13 protein-coding genes are annotated in these 19,948 nt (G+C 39.9%); 2 read left to right on the top strand and 11 right to left on the bottom strand.

Annotated elements, in window-relative coordinates:
* Positions 1-867: 867 nt before the first annotated feature.
* The gene (locus ABIB50_RS13510; RefSeq protein WP_429380259.1) at positions 868-1,173 is read right to left on the bottom strand and encodes a DUF6799 domain-containing protein; all 306 of its coding nucleotides are present in this window, start codon (positions 1,171-1,173) and stop codon (positions 868-870) included.
* Between the two features lie 441 nt (positions 1,174-1,614).
* Between ABIB50_RS13510 and ABIB50_RS13505 the strand changes: the two genes are divergently transcribed.
* Positions 1,615-1,875 (top strand): RNA recognition motif domain-containing protein, encoded by a 261-nt coding sequence (locus ABIB50_RS13505; RefSeq protein WP_429380998.1) that lies wholly within the window; start codon positions 1,615-1,617, stop codon positions 1,873-1,875.
* A gap of 637 nt (positions 1,876-2,512) precedes the next feature.
* On the opposite strand, the gene ABIB50_RS13500 is transcribed toward ABIB50_RS13505, so the two are convergent.
* From ABIB50_RS13500 to ABIB50_RS13490, 3 genes are all read right to left on the bottom strand, one after another.
* Positions 2,513-3,904 (bottom strand): PAS domain-containing sensor histidine kinase, encoded by a 1,392-nt coding sequence (locus tag ABIB50_RS13500; protein ID WP_429380258.1) that lies wholly within the window; start codon positions 3,902-3,904, stop codon positions 2,513-2,515.
* A 47-nt stretch (positions 3,905-3,951) separates the two neighbouring features.
* On the bottom strand, positions 3,952-5,511 hold the full coding sequence (locus ABIB50_RS13495) for an ATP-binding protein (protein ID WP_429380257.1): 1,560 nt from the start codon (positions 5,509-5,511) through the stop codon (positions 3,952-3,954).
* Between the two features lie 722 nt (positions 5,512-6,233).
* The gene (locus ABIB50_RS13490; protein ID WP_429380256.1) at positions 6,234-7,022 is read right to left on the bottom strand and encodes a polysaccharide deacetylase family protein; all 789 of its coding nucleotides are present in this window, start codon (positions 7,020-7,022) and stop codon (positions 6,234-6,236) included.
* A 189-nt stretch (positions 7,023-7,211) separates the two neighbouring features.
* On the opposite strand from ABIB50_RS13490, the gene ABIB50_RS13485 reads away from it, so the two are divergent.
* The gene (locus tag ABIB50_RS13485) at positions 7,212-7,397 is read left to right on the top strand and encodes a DUF3606 domain-containing protein (protein ID WP_429380255.1); all 186 of its coding nucleotides are present in this window, start codon (positions 7,212-7,214) and stop codon (positions 7,395-7,397) included.
* Between the two features lie 556 nt (positions 7,398-7,953).
* On the opposite strand, the gene ABIB50_RS13480 is transcribed toward ABIB50_RS13485, so the two are convergent.
* The 7 genes from ABIB50_RS13480 to ABIB50_RS13450 all read right to left on the bottom strand — a co-directional run.
* Positions 7,954-8,163 carry a hypothetical protein gene (locus tag ABIB50_RS13480; protein ID WP_429380254.1) on the bottom strand — a complete coding sequence of 70 codons (210 nt, stop codon included), beginning with the start codon at positions 8,161-8,163 and terminating at the stop codon, positions 7,954-7,956.
* A gap of 33 nt (positions 8,164-8,196) precedes the next feature.
* Positions 8,197-8,613: an SH3 domain-containing protein gene (locus ABIB50_RS13475; RefSeq protein ID WP_429380253.1), complete on the bottom strand. Its 417-nt coding sequence runs from the start codon at positions 8,611-8,613 to the stop codon at positions 8,197-8,199.
* 627 nt (positions 8,614-9,240) lie between these two features.
* Complete coding sequence (locus ABIB50_RS13470; protein ID WP_429380252.1) at positions 9,241-10,917, bottom strand: RagB/SusD family nutrient uptake outer membrane protein; 1,677 nt, start codon at positions 10,915-10,917, stop codon at positions 9,241-9,243.
* A 10-nt stretch (positions 10,918-10,927) separates the two neighbouring features.
* Complete coding sequence (locus ABIB50_RS13465; RefSeq protein WP_429380251.1) at positions 10,928-14,131, bottom strand: SusC/RagA family TonB-linked outer membrane protein; 3,204 nt, start codon at positions 14,129-14,131, stop codon at positions 10,928-10,930.
* An 879-nt stretch (positions 14,132-15,010) separates the two neighbouring features.
* A complete protein-coding gene (locus tag ABIB50_RS13460) occupies positions 15,011-18,214 on the bottom strand; it encodes a glycoside hydrolase family 2 TIM barrel-domain containing protein (RefSeq protein WP_429380250.1) in 3,204 nt (1,067 codons plus the stop codon).
* Positions 18,215-18,278: 64 nt separating this feature from the next.
* Positions 18,279-19,370: a hypothetical protein gene (locus ABIB50_RS13455; protein ID WP_429380249.1), complete on the bottom strand. Its 1,092-nt coding sequence runs from the start codon at positions 19,368-19,370 to the stop codon at positions 18,279-18,281.
* Between the two features lie 260 nt (positions 19,371-19,630).
* Positions 19,631-19,948 (bottom strand): phosphatase PAP2 family protein (locus tag ABIB50_RS13450; protein ID WP_429380248.1); only part of this gene is annotated, 318 nt, incomplete at its 5' end.

The following is a 19,948-nucleotide window of genomic DNA, read 5'->3' as shown; positions in this document are numbered from 1 at the left end:
CAAGCAATTCCGTGGGATGTAGAGCATCAATTTGTGTTGGCGATAACAAAAACCCTAATTATATCAAGTGATTAGCTTGGTTAAAAGTGTAACGGAATAACCTATTTGCTATTTCGGAACAGGGTGTCCAATGGCTTGTATCCCGTTCTTATTCAATGAAACAAGGTAGCGTATTGGCAAAAAACATAGATGCCTTTAAATTATCCCGTATGCAATTTTTACGAAACAATCCGACTTACAACCCGAATCTTCCGGGCTTAATTGCCTGATTATTATATATCTACCTATGAAAAAAGCTTCCATATTTGGAAGCTTTTTTATTTATATAAAAATTAGGGGATATAATCGTTTAAGATAAGCAGAAAAAAATAGCTATTAGTTTATCATGCTATTTTCTGTGCAAATACTATCAATGCATTTCCCGATAGTTAATAACGCGTGAGTGTCCAATTGATCTTCATTACGTTGCACCCATTCTTTTCCGATTTTATAAAGCATCGCTTCTTTTCCATCTATAAAATTAATATGCCATACGTTCCAGGTTTTATAGTACTATTAATGTGTACAAATTCAATAGTGCTGTCGGCCAAAATAATTTCAAACCCAATCTTTGATAAATTAAAAAATTACGCAATAAAGATTAATTTGTATGATATTGTAGATAACTGTAGGTTTTTTTATGCGTTTGTTTGCTACATCAGTTTAATTGATTTTAACTCCAGTTGTAGGATTTTATTGGTATCGGGTTCTTGTACTTTGATGTGCATCATGGCGGTTATTTTAACGATATTTTCTCACAACAAAAACCATACTAAAAAACAGAGCCCGGCCATTTTCATGGTCGGGCTTTAACAACATGAGCGACAACTACATTTTATTGGTCGTGTCTTTCATCATGCCTTTTTTCATGGGCATTTTCTTCATCTTTCCGTTCATCATTACACATTGACCTTCTTTCAACATCATTGTTTTTCCGCTTTTCATTTTAACGGTACCGTCAGTCATGACCATAGTCCCGTCGGACATGGTTTTTGTTTCGGTCATTGGCATACTTTCGCCATTCATCATGGTCATCATTTTACCGTTCATCATCATGACGGAATTGTCCATTTTGTGCATGGTGGTATCACCCATTTTATGCATTGATGTATCATTCATCTTGGTTTGTGCCATAGCGCTACAAGTAAACATAACGGCAATAACGGCAATCATAATTTTTTTCATGGTCGATTTTTTTAGTGATTTTATAACTTATTCATATAAAATTCGAGCCACAATTAATTGAAGTTTAATTAAACCTTAATAAAAACTGTTTGTTGTCTGCTGTATACGTTCTTATTTAGCTGTTAAATGTATTATACATACCTACAGGTAATTAAATGATAGGAAACACGATGAAGAACAAAAAGAAAATAAACACTTCCTGAAACCAGCAAGGATGAACTGCACTCTGAAGACCCTATAAGCGAAAAAGACGAAGTAAATGCGGAAGAAAGGATGCGGAAATCCAACGGTAAGAATGAACAAAATGTGGCCGCAGAATTAAAAAACCGGGAAAGCAGTTAGATTATAGGATCGTAAAATAATAATGATCAAAGTTTTTTATGCAATTAAATTAAATATGAACAAAATTATACGCTTATAAATGAAATATACATTGCTAATTTGCCTTGCCAGACAAAAGATCAGGACATCAGGCAATTGTTTGAGCGTTTTGGCGAGGTAGATTCCGTTAAAATTATAACGGAAAAAGATACCGGTAAAAGTAAAGGATGTGGTTTTATAGTGATGCCCAATATAGACCATGCTCACGATGCTATCGGAATGTTGAAAGGTTCAATGGTTGGCAACTGGCAAATAATTGTGACCGGTTAATAAAATGCTTGCTTAATATAAGCGATTATGATTGGGTAATAAGTTCGTGATGCTCATGCATGAAAGCATCGGCACAAACTTTATAAGCTTGGGCACATTCCTTGCAATAGCAATAAGTTTATTCAAGACTGCCATTAGATAGTGGTTATCAAACGGCTTTCTAATAAACGCATCGAATTTAAAATTACCTATTGCTATAGTTTGTTTACTATATGCCGACATCATACAACAGGGATTCTTTCGGTATTCTTATTCGTTTTGATAGTTGTGCAAATTTATCCTCAAACCTGGCAGCATGTAATCGGTAATCAAATCCGGTGGGTGTAACCTTTCCAAATTGATGATATCATTAGTTGGATTAACGCCAACAACATCGAAGTTATTCATGTCTAATATCATAACGGTAATTTCAAGGATATCGTTTTTTCTTCATGTAAGGAGATTCTCTAAATTAAGAGGCTTATGTGGGCTTCAACCCGTATTTGGAAATAATATCTGGATGGAACCCATCTTGCCGGCTATTATTGTTTTCTGTTTATTCAAATGGGTAATAATAAAACCAGTTATAATTTCAGACAGGCGTATTATCAACCTGTGTTATTATGGTTACGAAATAATGTTTAGCCTATAATGAAATCTAAAAAAGAACGTCCTGCTTAAAAACAACAATTGTACACGCGCCCGCGCCTACACCTGTGCTGGCAATTTCAAAAGTTCCGGCATGGCTTTCAATAATAGATTTGCAATTATACAAACCCAGGCCGGTGCCATTTAATTTAGTTGTAAAACCTCTTTCAAAAAAACGGTTTTTAGTTTCCTGATTAAATCCTTTTCCATTGTCAAGCATTTTCAACTCTATAAAGCCACCAATCATTGCCAACGAAACTGAGACTTTTTTCTCGATTGCCTCAAATGGTATCGCTTCGAGGCTGTTTTTCAAAACATTTAATAACACCTGCACCAATTTAGTTTGATCACCTTTTATGATATAATTTCCTGGTTTGATATCAATTTGAAATATTATTCCATGCTTTTCAAAAGAAGCCTGCAACATGGCCTTACAATCTGCTATTATATTAACCAGATTGACCGGCTTCCTGGAACGGGATTCATCCCGGGTTGCAACAAATTGCCTTTGGATACTTAGAATTTCCTGAATATGAGTGATGATGTTAACGAGTTCGTTTACTGATGTTGTAATTTCTTTATTATTTTCCAGCTGATTGTTTTCGATGCCATCGGTTACGGTTATTAATGCCTTGAATTTTTCTTTACCTATTGTATTTTCTAAAACATCTTGCTGAGACCTGATGAAGCGATTAAGATTTTGAGCGGCATCTAAATGCCTTTTATCATTTACCCTATTGATGCGATTTAAATAAGCACCGAATCCAACTAGTGCATTACCAATATCGTGCAGTACTTCAGACGCTATTTCAAATTTACCCTGAGCAATTGCTTTTTCAAGCTCATAGTCTTTTTGACGGGTGAGTTCTTGATTTAATTGTTGCAAATCTGCTGCTTGTTGATTTAACTCTGCTGACTTTTCTGAAAGCTGAGCCGTCAGTTTTTCCAGATCATCGTTTCGCTGAACTAAGGATCTCATGATCTCTTCTCTTTCAAACAATGCGGCCTTCATTTGTGTGATATCCCGGTTAATTCCTAACAAACCGACAACCCTGCCAACCTTATTTTTAATAGGTACCTTGGTACTTAAATTCCACCGGGTTTCACCAGTTTCGTTGTCGACAAAATATTCTTCGTGATTAATCAAAGATTTATCCGTCTTCATTAATAGCTGCTCATCCTCAAAAAACTGTGCCGCTTCTTGAGGATGGCAATCAAAATCGGTCTTTCCGATCAATTCGGCTGGGGTCTTAAACCCGGCATTGGCTGCTACAGGGGTATTACAAATTACAAAGCGGCTCTGTGCATCTTTTAAGTATATTTGATCTGGCAAGTTTTCAATTACCAAATTGAAAAGGTCCCCTTTTGCAAAAAGAATGTCCTCGCTTATGTTGTTGTTCATATCTCTATTAGGTTTATCGTTTTAAAAGTTTGTCAAAGACAGATGTCTTACATCAACGGCAAACTCATAGTAAATAACGCCCCATCATGATTTTCAACGGCAATCGTTCCTCCGTGAGAATTAATGCATTGTCTTGCAATGGCTAAGCCCAGCCCGGTACCGTTATTTTTTTTCCGCGTTACAAATGGATCGAACAGAGTTTTTATAATTTCAAAAGGTATACCGGGCCCATTGTCGCTGACCTGGATCAAAACACAGTTATTATTAGAGGTAGCAGATATATTTACAACCCCATTTTCTACCTTATTATCATGGAGCGCGTCAATTGCATTGTTTATCAGGTTACTTAAGGCCCTCCTTAATTTACTTTCGTCCCCCTGTACTATGATATGCTCGGGTATCTCCCTTATTATGTTAACAGATGCTATTCCTTCCCGGCAATCTGCCAGTTGGATTGCATCAGCAACTAATTTCTTTAATTCAACAGGTGATTTTATGATCGGGGAGTTATTTAAGAAATCTATAAAATCATCAAAAATTTCCGATGCTTGTTCGGCCGATTGATCAATCAGATCGATTAAGTCATTATCAAAGCCATCATCTCGGATCATACCTGTTATAACTTTAATATTCTTGATTGGAGGCCTGAGGTCATGCATGACCATTCCTATCACTTGCCCTACAGCAGATAGTTTTTCTTTTTGTATAAGCGTCTCATTTAATTCTGCATTCCTTATAGCCTGTGCGGCATTTTGTACAAATAGCCTTAACAAGTACATTTTTTCGGTTTTTAGCTTTTCCTGCTTCTTAAGCACGGCGAACACGGTGTAATTATCCATTCTGGCAAGGAATAACTCATCTACCTGGATAACACTGTCTTTTTCGAGATCGATCTTTTTAACGCGTGCGATTAGTTCATCGGTATTGACCGAATTGTCCAGCGTACCAATGGAAAGGATCTTTTCATAAGAAAAATCATCGTGCAATTTGCCAATCAACGCCATATCCGTTTCGACCGAAATTGCAAGCTGATCTAAAATATTCTTCAATAGAGAATCCAACTGATTCTTATTCAGTCCGATGGAAGAAATCGATTCGATTAAACTTTCGAGGTTTCTTAGCTTATTATAATCGGTCACCGCTTTAGTCGCCAGTTGTATAATTTCTTCCGGAGCATAAGGCTTACAATGATAACCCACATTTTGGCCAGCCTGTTCGATGATCTCCTCAATCGATCGATCGCTGTAAGCCGTGATAAAAATTATTTCTGCTTTTATGTCATATTTTCTAATCTCTATCGCTGTTTCCAGTCCGCTCCAGCCCGGCATTCGCATATCCAAAAATATAACCGCATACGGCTGTCCATTGTCAATGGCCTGCTGAACTAGCTTCACACCATCCATTCCATTGGATGCTTTATCAACAGTGAATACAGGAATATTTGGTGTACGCGATGTGATTAAGGGTTTAGGCGTATCAAAAAGAATGTTAATCGCGTCATTCATATCCTCCACGGCTTCGATATGGGGCATTAGTATGTCTTCGATATTGTTTCGTACCATTTCTTCATCGTCTATGATTAAGACGGATGTGTTAATTGGGGGCATAATTGTTTTTATAAAAGGATAGACTGTTATACGCTATTGTATCATTTATGTTACCAAATATATTCTAAATTGTTAAAAGATTGATGATACTAAAGAAAGTATTCTTAAAGCTGTGCTTTTGGCTTGGTTATATTCATGTCCACAGCATCCGCGAGCCTTTTCTCCGCCGAGTTAGCCTACGGTTACGGCTTTTCCTTCTATATACACAAAAGTAGCTTTCTTTAACCAGTCGGGAGCACTTTCAGCCGTGGCTTTACCATATTCCTGTTACATCTTACGTCCGGTAATTTCTGCCAGCCGGCGTTAAAAAAATAACAAAACTTGTCTACACCCGCGATTCAGATGAGAACCGGCGCCGTATCGACCATGATCCTGAACTGCTCTTCAATAACAATAATTGGTTTTAGCCAGGTCGTACCTTCACCCAATACGCCTAAAAAGAGATCGCCGATTTCCTTCAGCCGGTCGATGGCATTATGGATGGTGAAATGCTGAAGAGATCAATTGTCAATGTTCATCAAAATATTTCAGGTGTATGATCGCTAATTGAGTTCTGTCAAAGCGTTGCAGGGACTTATCGAGTTACGTAAAACTAATTGTTTTAATATAGTGTCAGACATCGTCCACTCACCTTCAAATATTTAATGCTGGTGATAAAAGGCTTTATCATTACATCACTCTTACCTATTCGGCAATGACACAATATTAACAGGACCAAATTCTTAATAATCAAATAGCCGCCCAAAATCATGCTTTATATTAAAATCAAGCTTGACCGCGTCCCAATAACCGCTATCGATTACCCGTCGGATCGTCATCATCGGATTAACGGGATCACGCGGTTGATCTAGTTGAAAAGCAGCCAGGAATCCCTGCTTACGCAGTTCAAGTAATGCTTTTGTGTTCCATAAACCATACGGAAATGCAAAATACTTCACTGCTTTTCCCGTGATCTTTTCCAATTGCCTCGCTGGCTCGTTTACCTGAATCACCCAGTTCTTACCCTGCAGTTTTTTACAATTAACATGATCCCGCGTATGGCAGGCGATGACGTTGCCTTCAGCCGAGAGTTGTTTCACCTGTGCACCGCTCATATAATGGCGGTTCTTGCCGATATCTGTCGTAACGATAAAATATACTCCTTTAAAACCGTATTTCAACAATTCAGGACGCGCCACCTCAAATTGATCACCGTCCGTGTCATCAAAGGTCAGCAGAATGGCCTTAGCCGGCAAGACCGTACCCTTGGTCAGATAACTATGCAATTCATCCGGCAGGATTGTATGATATCCGCTGTCCGCCAGCAGTTTCATATGCGCCCTGAACAGTGCAGGTGGCATGATATATTCTTTATCCACCTGACGATCATCCGGTCGCCATTCCCGGATCTGATGGTAACACAAGATCGGCACCTGCCGACGCGCCAAAACTTTCGCTGACTCACGCGTTTGGCCGGCAGCCGTTAAACCATAATAACAAAATAAAAAGGAGGCGATGAGAAATTTAGACACAGAAAATAATAAAGTCCAAAAATAATAAAAGACCTAACCAATCCTATGATAATTTTTTGATAAAATGCGGCTTATCCTTTGATTCAGACATTGATAAAAACAACCCAACTAGCGCCCTCCCTGGAATTTAACTGAAATTTTCTCAAACCAGCCTTATCCCTTATTGTTGTCTTTAGACACGGAACTCACATGGATAATCAAATCAAAACCAGCGAACCTGCCAGGAGGCTGATCAACGTAAACAAACCTAGCGAATTAAGCAATTGGTCGGATAAATTTTATGTTACCCATGGCCGGTTAAAAGCGGCGGTTAACACGGTTGGCAATTCGGCCGGAAAAGTAGAATCCTATTTAAAGAAAAATAATAAAAAATAAAATGATGTCAAACAAGTAGAGAGAATGAAAGCGCCTATAATAGTCATACCCTTTTTAAGCTATGCGGGCATGGCTTTGTTTCCGGTCATACTGGTGCAAAATAAAGCATCAAAATCTGATCGGGCGCTTATTCGACATGAAACAATTCATTTAATGCAACAACGCGAACTGCTGGTGATACCCTTCTACGTTCTGTATAGTCTACATTATCTCCTTAACCTATTCCTATACGGGAACCATGATCAAGCTTACCGAGCAATCGTATTTGAAAAAGAAGCTTATCAATATGATGGGGATGAAAGTTACCTGAACAACCGCAGTACCTGGGCGTGGGTCAAGTGCTTTCGAAACAAATAAAAGGCAGGCCAATGGCCTGCCTGATCGATAGGAAGCGATTAGAATAAATTTCCTAATGAGCTCCCTATGCTCTGGGGTGTAATACTGCTATCATTCGGGTCATTGGCTTTGTGCGCAAATTTTTGCAACAGACCTGGCAAAGCCGCAGCTATTGCGCCGGTGATGGCTGGTGATAAACCAAACTTACTGCCTAAACTGCCTACGAGCCCGCCTTCAATAGCATAGGGCTACCGGACGTTAGACTGCCGGATAAGGAGGAAAGTAAGCCGCCGACGCCTCCCTGTTCGCTCACTTGATTTTGCAGGCCGTTATTAACGTGGGCTGCGATTTCTTTATAAACATCATCCTGCTGATCTTGCGGAATGGCTGATGATATTTGCGGATTACCGCCGATATGGTCTCTGACCAAGTTTAAAATCTCGTCAAACATTATATAAATTCTTTAGGATTGGGTTAAATACTGGCTGTAAGCATAGCCTTCTATACCGCCGTCTGTCCTTACTAAACTCCATTGCTCATTAGGGCGGCTTACGATGAGAACTACTTCATTATGGGCTGTTTTGCCAACAACTGGCTGGTCAGTTCCCGGGCCTTTACGGATATTAAGATTGGAGGATTCGGTTGATACCGTAGCTTTTGTACCTGAGGCAGCAGATGCGTCAATGTTAAGAACCAGGTCGCCGGCCCGGTAGTCAGGGTCGATCTTGTTATAAACATCCCAAAGGCTATCTTTTAACGCACCACTATTAGTACTGCCGTCAATGTATAAAATGTTGTCCTGTTCGCGTACTTGAACATTGCTGATCCCACCGGTTTTTGCCGCTTGGATCAGTTCGGCGTATTTATCTGTTAATGCCATGTGATTATTTGCTGATGGTTAATTGATTGTTTACTTTTTTGGGATGCAAGGCGTTAACTGGCAAAGCAGTACTTATTCATAAATTTAAATTGGTTTTAACTACGCTAAACTAATAAACTAGCATGGATTATAGGCAGTTAAACTACGCTATGGATTGCGTAATGGATATGTTGCAATTATTTCTTAAACAGCAACATCGGATTTTTATATGCAGGTTTTTGTACTAGCACCTTTAACTTTTTGAAGCTTTTTATTGGCAGTCTTGACAGGAACTTATGATGAACCTAGCCTATACATCGTCATCAGGCTCAATTTTTAAATAGCAACGCGGCTGTAGAGAATTTTCCCGCATATAGCCAAATAAACGCCTGCTTTATTGCCGATAGCATAAGGCTAACCACTTTATAAGTTAAGAAAGGTTTGCCACTTTTACCGCTGTAAGAACTGGTATTACTAATGTTCCAATTACCACAATTTCAAGCGATACGCTAGCGATAATCGAAGGCGCACCGGGTTGCAAAGTAAAATAAAGTTGTAACTAATTAATTTACCCATTCGCTACCTAAAGGCGGGATCGCAAAAAACACCCCGCAGGTTATACGGAGTGTTTTAATGTAGTCTGTCCTATTAATATCCAGGGTTTTGAACCAGTTTTGGATTTTTAGCAATTGTGTTTTGCGGTATTGGCATCCAGTTTTGATAATCCTTAAATATATTGGTGTATATATTTACCGGGGTATATTTAGGCACCCCAGCGGTATAAACGATGTTAATACCAAATTCTGGATTAGTTAACACCCCAGTAGGGCCTGTTGTAATTAACCAACGCCTTATATCATACCAACGTTTTTCTTCAAAAGACAACTCAATTCTGCGCTCCCTCCTGATACTTGCACGCATTTGCGCTTGAGTTAAGCCAGCAGCAACATTAGGCAGACCGGCCCTTGTTCTGATCAATTGCATAGCTCCATATACTGATGCATCCGGCCCTACTGCTTCGTTCTGGGCTTCTGCATAACTTAATAACACTTCACCATAACGGAAGATCACCCAGTTAGATGAGCTTGGCGAAGTTGCAAGGCTGGTTTGGCCTATTATATTTTCGTCTAATAGCTTACGGCCATAATACCCGCTGGTAGTGATATCACCGCCCCCGGCTCTTTGGTTATTACCTCCAACACGGGTGGTAATAATGTCTCCCTGCCAAGCCGCACCATCATAAATTATTGATTGGTAAAAACGTGGCTCGCGGCCAACATAAGGATTTTGGGCATTGTAGCCGGATGCCGGGTCTGTAATAGACAATCCATTTGCCATTAAATAATCGTCGACCAGGCTTTGTGTTGGTTGGTAATTACCCCAGCATTGCACCGTACCTTTTACTACAACTGGCCCCTCCTGGCCTTCCGCTTTACTGCCTTTACTTGGCGGCGCATACATCTTGGCAAAAATAGTTTCTGAGTTAAAATTATTAGCCGCTAAAAACTGAGTAGCATAGTCTGAAAATAATGAATAAATTTTTGAATCCATCACTTGTTTGTTGGTAGCAGCAGCTTTGGCCCATTTCGCCGGGTCATTAGCGGTATTGCAAAGTGGGCTCGCAGCGAATAACTCTACCCATCCCTTGAGTGTTAAAGCAGCACCTTTTGTAGGGCGGCCTGTTTTATCAATGGCGGCAGGCAGATCAGCAGCAGCGGCATCGCAATCCTTTTCGATAAAAACCAGTGTTTCATCAAGTGTTGCCCTAGCCTTAAAAATATCCGTGCCGTCTGTGTTGTTTAATGGGGTAGTGATTAGTGGTACACCGCCATACGCTGTAAATAATACCGAGTAAAAATACGCCCTGAAAAAAGTAACCTCGGCAGTACGTGCTTTTAACCAAGTTGCAGAAAAATTAGCTTTGTATTTTGTTGTTTGCTGAAAAAACAAGTTACATTTCCTTATATAGCCGTATGTATTCTCCCAGTTCCAGATGCCACCATTAGGTCCTGTAGGTACATTGCTTGGCGATATAGAGCCGTTCCTTACGGTATTTGCACCAGTATGGGTTTGTTTTGTCCAACTGTTATCTGCATAAGAGTCCGTATGATTATAATCATTTTTTTCATCGGTTAACTGATTATAAATATCATTTACAAATAAGTCGGCATTAGTTTCAGAACTGAATGTTATTTCGTCCGTTACCTGACCTTTTGGCGGTACCGTTAAAAAATCATCCTTTTTACAAGAACCAACTGTTATTAACAATAAGCCCAACACAATAACAACCTTGTTATTATTGTGTATAAATTTTATCAATTTCATTTTTTAATAATTAAAATTTAGCGTTAATACCTATTGACAACACGCGTTGCTGATAATAATTCTGATTGCTACCCCCATTTTCCGGATCTAAAATTTCCCTTAAATGTGGGGTCCAGGTAAATATATTTTGTCCTGCAACAAATACCCTTAAAGAGCTAATTGTGTTATGCAACATTTTATTAGAAAAGGTATACCCTAACTCCGCGCTTTTCATCCGGATGTAAGAATCATCCCTTGTCCACCATGAAGAACTCTGCGTATTATTAGAGGTTGGCGAATTTGACAGGCGCGGATAAAGTGTGTTGGTTCTATCTGGTTTCCAGTATTCCGTAAAGCTAAGTTCAGATGCCGAACCTGACATTTGGAAAGGGAAAACGAAGAAGTTACTTAGTTGGATGGTTGAATTTGCACTACCCTGGAACAATACATCCAGGTCAAAGTTTTTAAACGATACGCGCGGCTCTAAACCGTAAATAATACCCGGGGTTTGCGTTCTGCCAATAACTGTTTGGTCATTCGCGTCAATTTTTCCATCTGGTACGCCATTCGGTCCCGATAGATCGGCATATTTAAGGTCGCCGGGCCTAACAATTCCAAAACTTGGCACAGGCATGCCTGTTTTAAGTACCGGCGATGCAATATTTGGATTAACAAAATCATCGGGTGTAAAATAACCTAATGCCTGGTAGCCAAATTGTATGCCGTATTGGCGGCCTATTAATCGCCTGTTGGGATTATTAAAGGTTGCTGCATTTTCGTTATACACTAGTAATTTATTAATAGCATAAGTAAATGTTCCGTTTATATCAAGCCTAAGGCCATTACTGAACGTGTGCGAGCTTCGAATGGTCAGATCTACACCGTGGTTACTCATTACACCTGTATTTTGTAAAGCTACCTTGGTCCCGTATTCGCCCGGCAGCACATCAGTTGAGCCCTGAAGCATATTTGATCGTTTTTCATAAAAATAATCGGCTTCAATGCCTAATACGCCATTCCATAAGGTAGCGTCAAAGCCAATATCAAACTTATTAGCCCGCTCCCAAGTAATGTCGGGGTTTGCCTGAGTGCCTTCGCTGATGCCTTGAGTCGCAACGCCATTTACAACAGCCGAGTTGGTATTTAAGTTGTAACCACTAAAATATTGATAGGTTTGTATAGTACCATTAACCCTTGGATAGGCCCCTGATTGGCCGTACGAACCACGAATCTTTAAGAAATCAAGCCATTTGATGCTTTTAAGGAAACTTTCTTCAGAAAGCACCCACCCTGCGGAAAATGCCGGGAAAAACCCAAAACGGTGGCCCGGTGCAAACAGATAGCTTCCGTCATACCTGCCAGAGGCTTCAAATAAATATTTTTCGCCATAATTATAGGTAGCACGATAAACATACCCCAATTGTTTTTGCGCGCTTGATGAGCCGCCATTAGTAAGGTCTGTAGTACCCGGGCCCCCATAATCTAATTCATCAATACCTAAATTATAGTTTATTCTGGAGGCGGTAAAGGTTTGGTATTTAACATTTCTTGATTCTACAACGCCGGTAAAGCCAATATTATTTTTACCAAAAGACCCTTTATAATCTAAAATGCCCTGATAGGTAAATGATTTGTTTTGATAATAGGTTTCAGTAAACTTAGGTTTAGAACTGCCTTGTACACCCGCTACGTAAGTATAGGGTGTAGTATTTTTATTAACCGTATAAAAAGTAATTGGCGTGGTATAATTCCGGGTCAAACCGTTTGGATTACCAAATAATGCATCGGGTGCCACATCATAACTAACAACTGCTTTTAGGCTTAAACCTTTTAACGGTAATTGCTGGTTTATGCTAAACTGCGATTGCGTGCCAGGCCTTTCATTAAACCCATAACCGCTGTCATAAATTTCGCCGTAAACAGATTGTGCTATATAGCCAGCAGTCAGTCCATTACTGTACCGTACGGGGAAGTCCGGCGTTTCTCTTTGTGCCTGGCCAATAATAGTTCCGGCGCTCTGCGACGGGAAATGCTGGTCTTCTACCCAACTGTTAATGGTGAAGTTAACCGTGGTGGTTTTGGTAGCATTTGCGGTAAGGTTTAAAGTTCCATTATACTTATCCAAATAAGTTGGATCCCACATACCGGCCTGGTGAGTATAACCCAAAGATGCGAAATACTTAAAGTTTTCTGATCCGCCAGAAAGTGAGAGGTTATGACTAGTTATTACACGATTGTGCTTAATGATCTCTTGCAGCGGGTGCGAATCGCCATGAACGTCAGGGTCTGAATGATCCTGAAATTTTTGCAAGTCAGTGGCACTATAAGGTATAGCTACCTGAAAATCATTAACATTCGCTTCATTCTTCATTAACGCGTATTGATAACCGGTAACAAAGGTTGGCACTTTAGTAGGGTTTTGAATACCAGTATAACCACTGTACGACAATGATGGTTTGCCTATTGTACCTTGTTTAGTGGTAACTAAAACCACGCCATTGGCGCCCGCAACACCATAAGGGGCCACTGCTGCTGCATCCTTTAAAACGGTTAAGCTGGCAATAGTGTTAGGGTCAAGGCGGCTAAAATCGCGCGGCACCCCATCAACAATTAATAATACTGCTGAGCCCCCAATGGAGCCTGAACCCCGGATAGAAAAACTCGACCCGTCAAAACCAGGCTCACCGCTGCCTTGGGTAGCTATAATACCAGAAACGCGTCCGGCAAGGCTATTGGTTAGGTTAACAACTGGTTTTTGGGTGATTTCGGACATTTTCAAAGTGGCTACCGAGGCGGTCATTGAGGTTTTCTTTTGCGTTCCATAACCAACCACAACTACCTCGCCCAAATTTTTGCTTGATGGCTGCATTTTTACATCTAAACTGGTTTTACTGCTAACAGAAATTTCAATGGGGTCATAACCCACATATGTAAAAACAAGGGAAGCGTTCTCGTCCGCTTTGATAGAATAGTTTCCATTTATATCAGTAACGGCTCCTGCCTGGCTACCTTTTACCTTTATAGTGACGCCTATTAATGTTTGCCCATTTGAAGCATCAGTAACATTTCCTTTAATAGTTATTTCGGCAACGTTTTTTGTATGAGTACTACCCCTTTTATGTGAAACAGGTAATAACGTATTCGCTAAGGTTAAACTTGAAACAAATAAAAGGATTATACTACCCAGTAACCGGGACCTTTTAATCGGAATTTTGTTTAGTAAAGTCATTTTCATAATTAAATCTTGGTTAAACATGGTGAGAAGATGTTTATTTGGTTTTTGTAATTGTTTTTCATTAGGTATTATTTAAGTGATTTTATAATTATTAAAATATTTACAATTGCAAAAATTAGGCAATACAATATCACTCAACACCTTTTGATGTTGTTCAATGTCTGTCCTTATATGGACAAATCAGTGCTTGGTTCAGATTTTCAGGAAGTTTTTAAGAGTTTCTATAACAAGAATTTATTTCTTATTTTTCCTGAATTATGTAATTGTAGCTGTTGAATTGGTGTAAAATTTATATTTGGTTAAGCTATATTACGAAGTATTCAGGCCATTCATTTTATAAATAATGATAAAAATTCGCGCAATCGTTGCCGAAAAATGGTGCAATCGTTTGCAGAAAATTACAACAAAGGACAATCCTTAACAAACGGTATAATCAAAAATAACCGAAAAAATAAAAACCTGATACTATAAAAGATGTCGCTTTGCCTAGTCGCCCTAATGGGGTCGCTGGCGCAGCGTTAGGGCTATGAAAGTAACCCAATACAAAAAACTAGCGGTTGAGATTCTGCCTCACCTTGCTTGCAGTTGAATTAATAATACAGCGGTAGCTGTTATTTTTTCAGCAATAGGAAGGGGTGCCATAGCAGAATGAACCCGCCACACTCTAAATTATTTGTCCGTTTGCCTCAGCTTTCCTCTAGCGTAGTTGATTTAGGAATACTCATAGAAGAATATTTGGACTATTTTGAGGGTATTTATTTTCTCCAAGCTCTAAATAGTTAAAATGACCGAAAATGAAAAACTTAAAAAGGCCTCGTTTGAGACAGCCTTTGACCAATTATACCTCGATCGAGATATTGAGGAGAGATATTTATTATTTTATTTCTTTTTCAATAACTCTATCTGATAACTAAAAGTTGTGGGAGTGGCAAACACCTGATAAGGCTCTAATGGCCTTGGCCCGCAACCGTTTGAACCTACACCTAACGTTTTGTGGCTTATACATAATACCGTACCGCTGCTTTTTGGCAGGTCTATTTTGTATTCTACATTTTCCATTTCTTCGTCGCTGTAAGGTAATGCACCAATTTGTAATACAGAGTCAACCTGTTTAACGTTTAAGCCTAAACCGTTTACACCGGTTAAATTAGCCCAACGCACATCTTCGTGATTGCCTTGTTCCATTGGTTTTTCATAACCGGTCATTTGTTTATACACGCTGCTTGAGTAATGGCCCACGTCAAAGCCGCTTTTACGGTCGCTGTAGTTTTCCATTGGGCCGCGGCCTAAATAATCTACCTGGTTAAGGTCTTTGTTCAGGAACAAACGCACTCCAATTCGGGCCAGTATCAATTTAGGATCGCTAAAATCAACGCTGTTTTCAGATTTTATCTCGCCTTTACCGTTAATGGTATAAACTACTTTATGGTGTACCACAAATGTTGCTTGGCCGGTACCGGTTAGGTTAGCGCTTATTTGCACAACGTTAGGCGCAAGTTGCGTGCTCTTAATATCACCAGCCACCCAACTAATTTCTTTTAGGCCGTTTTTAACCCAATCTGTATAGGCCCAAATATCATCTTTTTGGTGAGGCGCGCGCCATAAGTGAAGCATCGGGCCGCCTTCATTACGCAACATATTGTCGCCGCTTTTTTCCAGTTTAGTAAAAGTACCTTTGGTTTTATCGAAGGTTACGCTAAAATCTGCGCCTTTAACCTTGATAACGTCTTTGCTATCATTCAACGTTAAATCACCACCTTGTGATTTGCTTACTACAGCAGGAACAAGTGTATGTAATTCAAATTGCTGCTCGGCAATTTCAAAACCGTGTTTGGCCCATAATTTATCAGATGATAACTGGAACGAAACACGTACAAAATACTCGGCACCTGGGTTAGGATTGATAACATATGGTAATTTGATATCTTTTTCATGCCCCGGGCTAACAGAACCAATGGCCAAGTTGCCTGATGATATGGTAGTACCGTTTTCACTTACTTCCCACTTGCCGTTAAAACTGCTTAGGTTGGTAAACTGGTAACGATTTTTGATAGTGAATGTCTTTTTGTTAAGGTCTTTTGCTTTAATGGTGATCCATTGGTAAGCATGTTTTAACTCCGGGAAGTGAGGTTTAGGTGTACGGTTAGAAAACACCACACCTTTATGAATAAAGTAATGATCATTAGGATAATCACCAAATCCTCCGCCATAGGCTATGACAGGGTGATTTGGTTGGCGGTTATTGTAAAGGCCCTGATCTTGCCATTCCCAAATAGCACCACCCAATAATTCCGGGTGTTTATCAAACATATCATTATACAGATCTACAGACCCCATGGAGTTAAACATGGCGTGCGCGTATTCGCATAAATAATATGGCTTGGTTAACTTATCATCTTTAGCATGCTCTTCAATGCCGGCCACGCCGGTATACATTTGGCTGTCAATATCTGCCGGGTTCCTGTCGTTACCAATGCCAAAGCCTTCATAATGTGTTGGCCTGTCGTCAATAGATCTTACAGCGGTCAATGCGGCTCTAAAGTTTGTACCGCCACGGCCGTTCTCATTACCCAATGACCAGATAACTACCGACGGATGGTTTTTAAAGTTCTCTACGTTTGCTACGTTACGCTCAATGATAGCCGCTTTAATAGTAGGCTCTTCATTAAACTGGTTTTGCTGCGCGTGGCACTCTACGTTAGCTTCAGCAACTAAATATATACCGTACTCATCACATAACTCATACCAGCGCGGATCATCAGAATAATGGCAGGTACGCACGTGGTTACTGTTGGTTTGTTTGATCAGGACGATATCCTTTATCATTTGCTCCTCGGTAATAGCGTGGCCATCATCCGGCCAGTTCTCATGGCGGTTAACACCTTTTAATTTAATGGGTACGCCATTCACCAAAAACAAACGGCCTTTGATCTCGATCTCGCGGAAGCCTGTGCGGGCCGACATGGTCTCTAAGGTAGTAGCACCATTATTTAGGGTGATAACAGAAGTATATAACTTAGGTGTTTCTGCGGTCCATTTCTCTGGGTTGGTTACGTGGAAACTTGCTTCCACTTTAACTTCCTCGCCCGGTTGCAATGCCGGTACCGCTTTTTTAACTGCGGCACCCGGTACTTTTACTAAACCGTTGTAAAGCGTCAGTTCTACCTGGCGCGCCGGAACAGCAACGTTGCTATAGTTTTTAACTTTAGCTGATACGGTTAGATCCGCATCGCGGTATTTGGCATCTAAATTAGTTTTGATAAAGAAATCGCGGATATGCTCTTGCGGTGTACTCCATAGGGTAACATTTCTAAAGATCCCGCTCAACCGCCACATATCTTGGTTTTCCAGATAGCTGCCTGATGTAAAACGGTAAACTTCAACAGCTACCATGTTTTTACCCGGGTGTACATATTTGGTCAGGTCGAACTCGGCAGCATTACGGCTGTTTACACTGTAGCCAACTTTTTTGCCGTTAACCCATAAAAAGAAACCGGCATCAACCCCATCAAAAGTTAGGAATATGCGGCGGCCGTTCCAATTTGTAGGTACGTCAAAATCGCGGCGGTAGCTGCCAACCGGGTTACGCTCTGTAAGTGTTGTATATTTTTTGTTTTTAGGTTCAGACATTACCCTCGGGAAATCACTCTGGAATATCAGCGTAAAGTTGCTATAGTCGGGCGTTCCGTAGCCCTGCACCTGGAAAGATGAAGGTACTTTAATGTCTTTCCATTTGGATACATCATAGTTTGTTTTGTAAAAAGTAGACGGGCGTTTTTGGGGCCAATCAACCCAATTAAATTTCCACAAGCCATTTAAGCTGATAGCTAATGACGATGCGCGGCGGTTAGCTTTTAATGCTTCAGATAAATTGCCATAAGGCATCAGCGTAGCGTGGTTAAGCTCTTTGTTTATACCGATGTTTTCCGGGTTCTCAATTTCTTTAGGTACCGTAGCGGTATCGGTTTTATTAAGAAAGGCAAAAGCTGTAGACTGCTGTGCTAAACATGTTTGGTACATAAATAGTAATGCAACTATAGATAAAAGTTTAATAAGCGCTTTGTGTAATAAATATTTTTTCATTTTTTAATTTGTCTAATGTTGAATTTTTCTTAAAAGCTATTATTAATTTCTTTTTATTTTGTCATTAAAATTTAAAGCTAACGCCTATGTTTACTGCATAATCAGCAAAAGCTGCGTCACCTTGGGCATAAACGCCTGTTAAATTTGTCTTAATTTTATCTGGTACGCTTTGCATTCTGTCGCGGATCAGTGCAATAGGGACAAAAGCATTTATGCTAACTTTTTTAAAGGAATATACTATGCCCGGTTCTGCCGAAATAATATCACCGGGGCGCCTGAAACCATTGCTGCCGCCAATAAGGTCTTTAGTGGGCAAACATTCGTCGCGCAAACCTGCGGAGAATATAAATTTATTTACTGAGTAACTTACACCGGCCCTTATCATCATCTGATCTGGAACACTCATTACATCGCTGCCATTAGCTATATTAGCGGCACTCGGCGTACCCCCACGTGCCGATGAAACACCGTTTTGTTCGCGCGGACTGATCAGGTAATAAAAATTTCCGTACAAATTAAATGTTTTTGACAGGTGGTAATAGGCGTTGATCTCTGTGGTAATCCCTGTTCCTCCATCACCCAGTTGAATAGACTGATCTACCGGGCCTAATAGTTTTGTGCCACCGGGGCCTGTGTTATAAAAATAATCGGTGTATTTATAGTCGCCGGTAGGCAGCTTTACACCTAAACCAAATTGGACGTTTCCATTCATGTGTTTATGCGGATCCAATAGCCAGGCATAGCCTGTCAAGCGTATATCCCCAATGCCAAATGATGATGTGGTGTGCCTTTCGTTGCCGCCATGCTCATATAAAGATGACCGGGTATTTGATATTAACGGGATATCAAAAGAGAATGACCAACGGCTGTTAAATACACGGGTTAAAGCCAGGTCCTGGGTAAAGGCATGATTAATAACATTGGTACCTAATATTGTGCGCTGTGTTTGTTCCTGGCGGCCAATAAAGTGTTTGTATGATTTATAATACCGCACGTTCGAGTTAAAAACCCATGCGCCGTTTTCGTCTGTTTCATCCGGGTGGTCAAGCATTTCGCAAACGCCGCCGGTACTTTTAATTGCTACGCATCCCTGTGCAAATGATTTGCCGGTTGCAATAACTAATACACTAAATAATAAAAGGTAAATTTTCTTCATAATTGTTAATTATATAAAATTGAACAGGTTGGTTTAATTATAAATAGTTTCATCCAACCACATTATATTTTACAATGTATAATAGACAATATATTACATAAAATAGCTTGCATGGTTTATATTGAGTAGCGGTTAATGAGCGTACGAGTCATTAATTTAATGAGGCAAAGAAAACCAATAATAAAACACTGTGTTTGTACTATTGGGCATATTTCTTGCCCAATAGTACAAACACAGTTATATAACAAAGAGATAGACGCTTAATGTTTAATTGGGTACTTGCTGCCGTCAACTGCATACATTTTATTCAACACCCAGTTACCCACTTTATTACCTTGAATAATGCCATTATCAATCGCATCCATAAAATGGATACCACCCCAAAAACGGGAGATGGCAGCTTCTTTGGCAGCCTGATTAAATGAGGTAAATTTTCTTGGTTGTACACCAAAGCTAACTTCAACGCTATCGGTATAATGAAAGTTATCGCCAAAGTAATGGGTAAGGATCACTGCTGATGTTGTTGAAACTACCGAGTGACCGCTGATATATTCAGGAAAAGGTGGCGTTTGCAACAG

Origin of the sequence: Mucilaginibacter sp. UYCu711, assembly GCF_050433825.1 — a bacterium.
Taxonomy (GTDB): Bacteria; Bacteroidota; Bacteroidia; order Sphingobacteriales; family Sphingobacteriaceae; genus Mucilaginibacter.
The sequence above is the reverse complement of the archived record's forward strand: the minus strand, read 5'-3'. Positions and strand labels throughout refer to the sequence as shown.

Bases quoted from the DNA above. Each gene is read 5' to 3' on its own strand.
- ABIB50_RS13475 (WP_429380253.1), bottom strand. From the start codon at position 8,613: ATGGCATTAACAGATAAATACGCCGAACTGATCCAAGCGGCAAAAACC.
- ABIB50_RS13510 (WP_429380259.1), bottom strand. From the start codon at position 1,173: ATGGCACAAACCAAGATGAATGATACATCAATGCATAAAATGGGTGAT.
- ABIB50_RS13500 (WP_429380258.1), bottom strand. From the start codon at position 3,904: ATGAACAACAACATAAGCGAGGACATTCTTTTTGCAAAAGGGGACCTT.
- ABIB50_RS13470 (WP_429380252.1), bottom strand. From the start codon at position 10,917: ATGAAATTGATAAAATTTATACACAATAATAACAAGGTTGTTATTGTG.
- ABIB50_RS13495 (WP_429380257.1), bottom strand. From the start codon at position 5,511: ATGCCCCCAATTAACACATCCGTCTTAATCATAGACGATGAAGAAATG.
- ABIB50_RS13485 (WP_429380255.1), top strand. From the start codon at position 7,212: ATGGATAATCAAATCAAAACCAGCGAACCTGCCAGGAGGCTGATCAAC.
- ABIB50_RS13465 (WP_429380251.1), bottom strand. From the start codon at position 14,131: ATGAAAATGACTTTACTAAACAAAATTCCGATTAAAAGGTCCCGGTTA.
- ABIB50_RS13460 (WP_429380250.1), bottom strand. From the start codon at position 18,214: ATGAAAAAATATTTATTACACAAAGCGCTTATTAAACTTTTATCTATA.
- ABIB50_RS13455 (WP_429380249.1), bottom strand. From the start codon at position 19,370: ATGAAGAAAATTTACCTTTTATTATTTAGTGTATTAGTTATTGCAACC.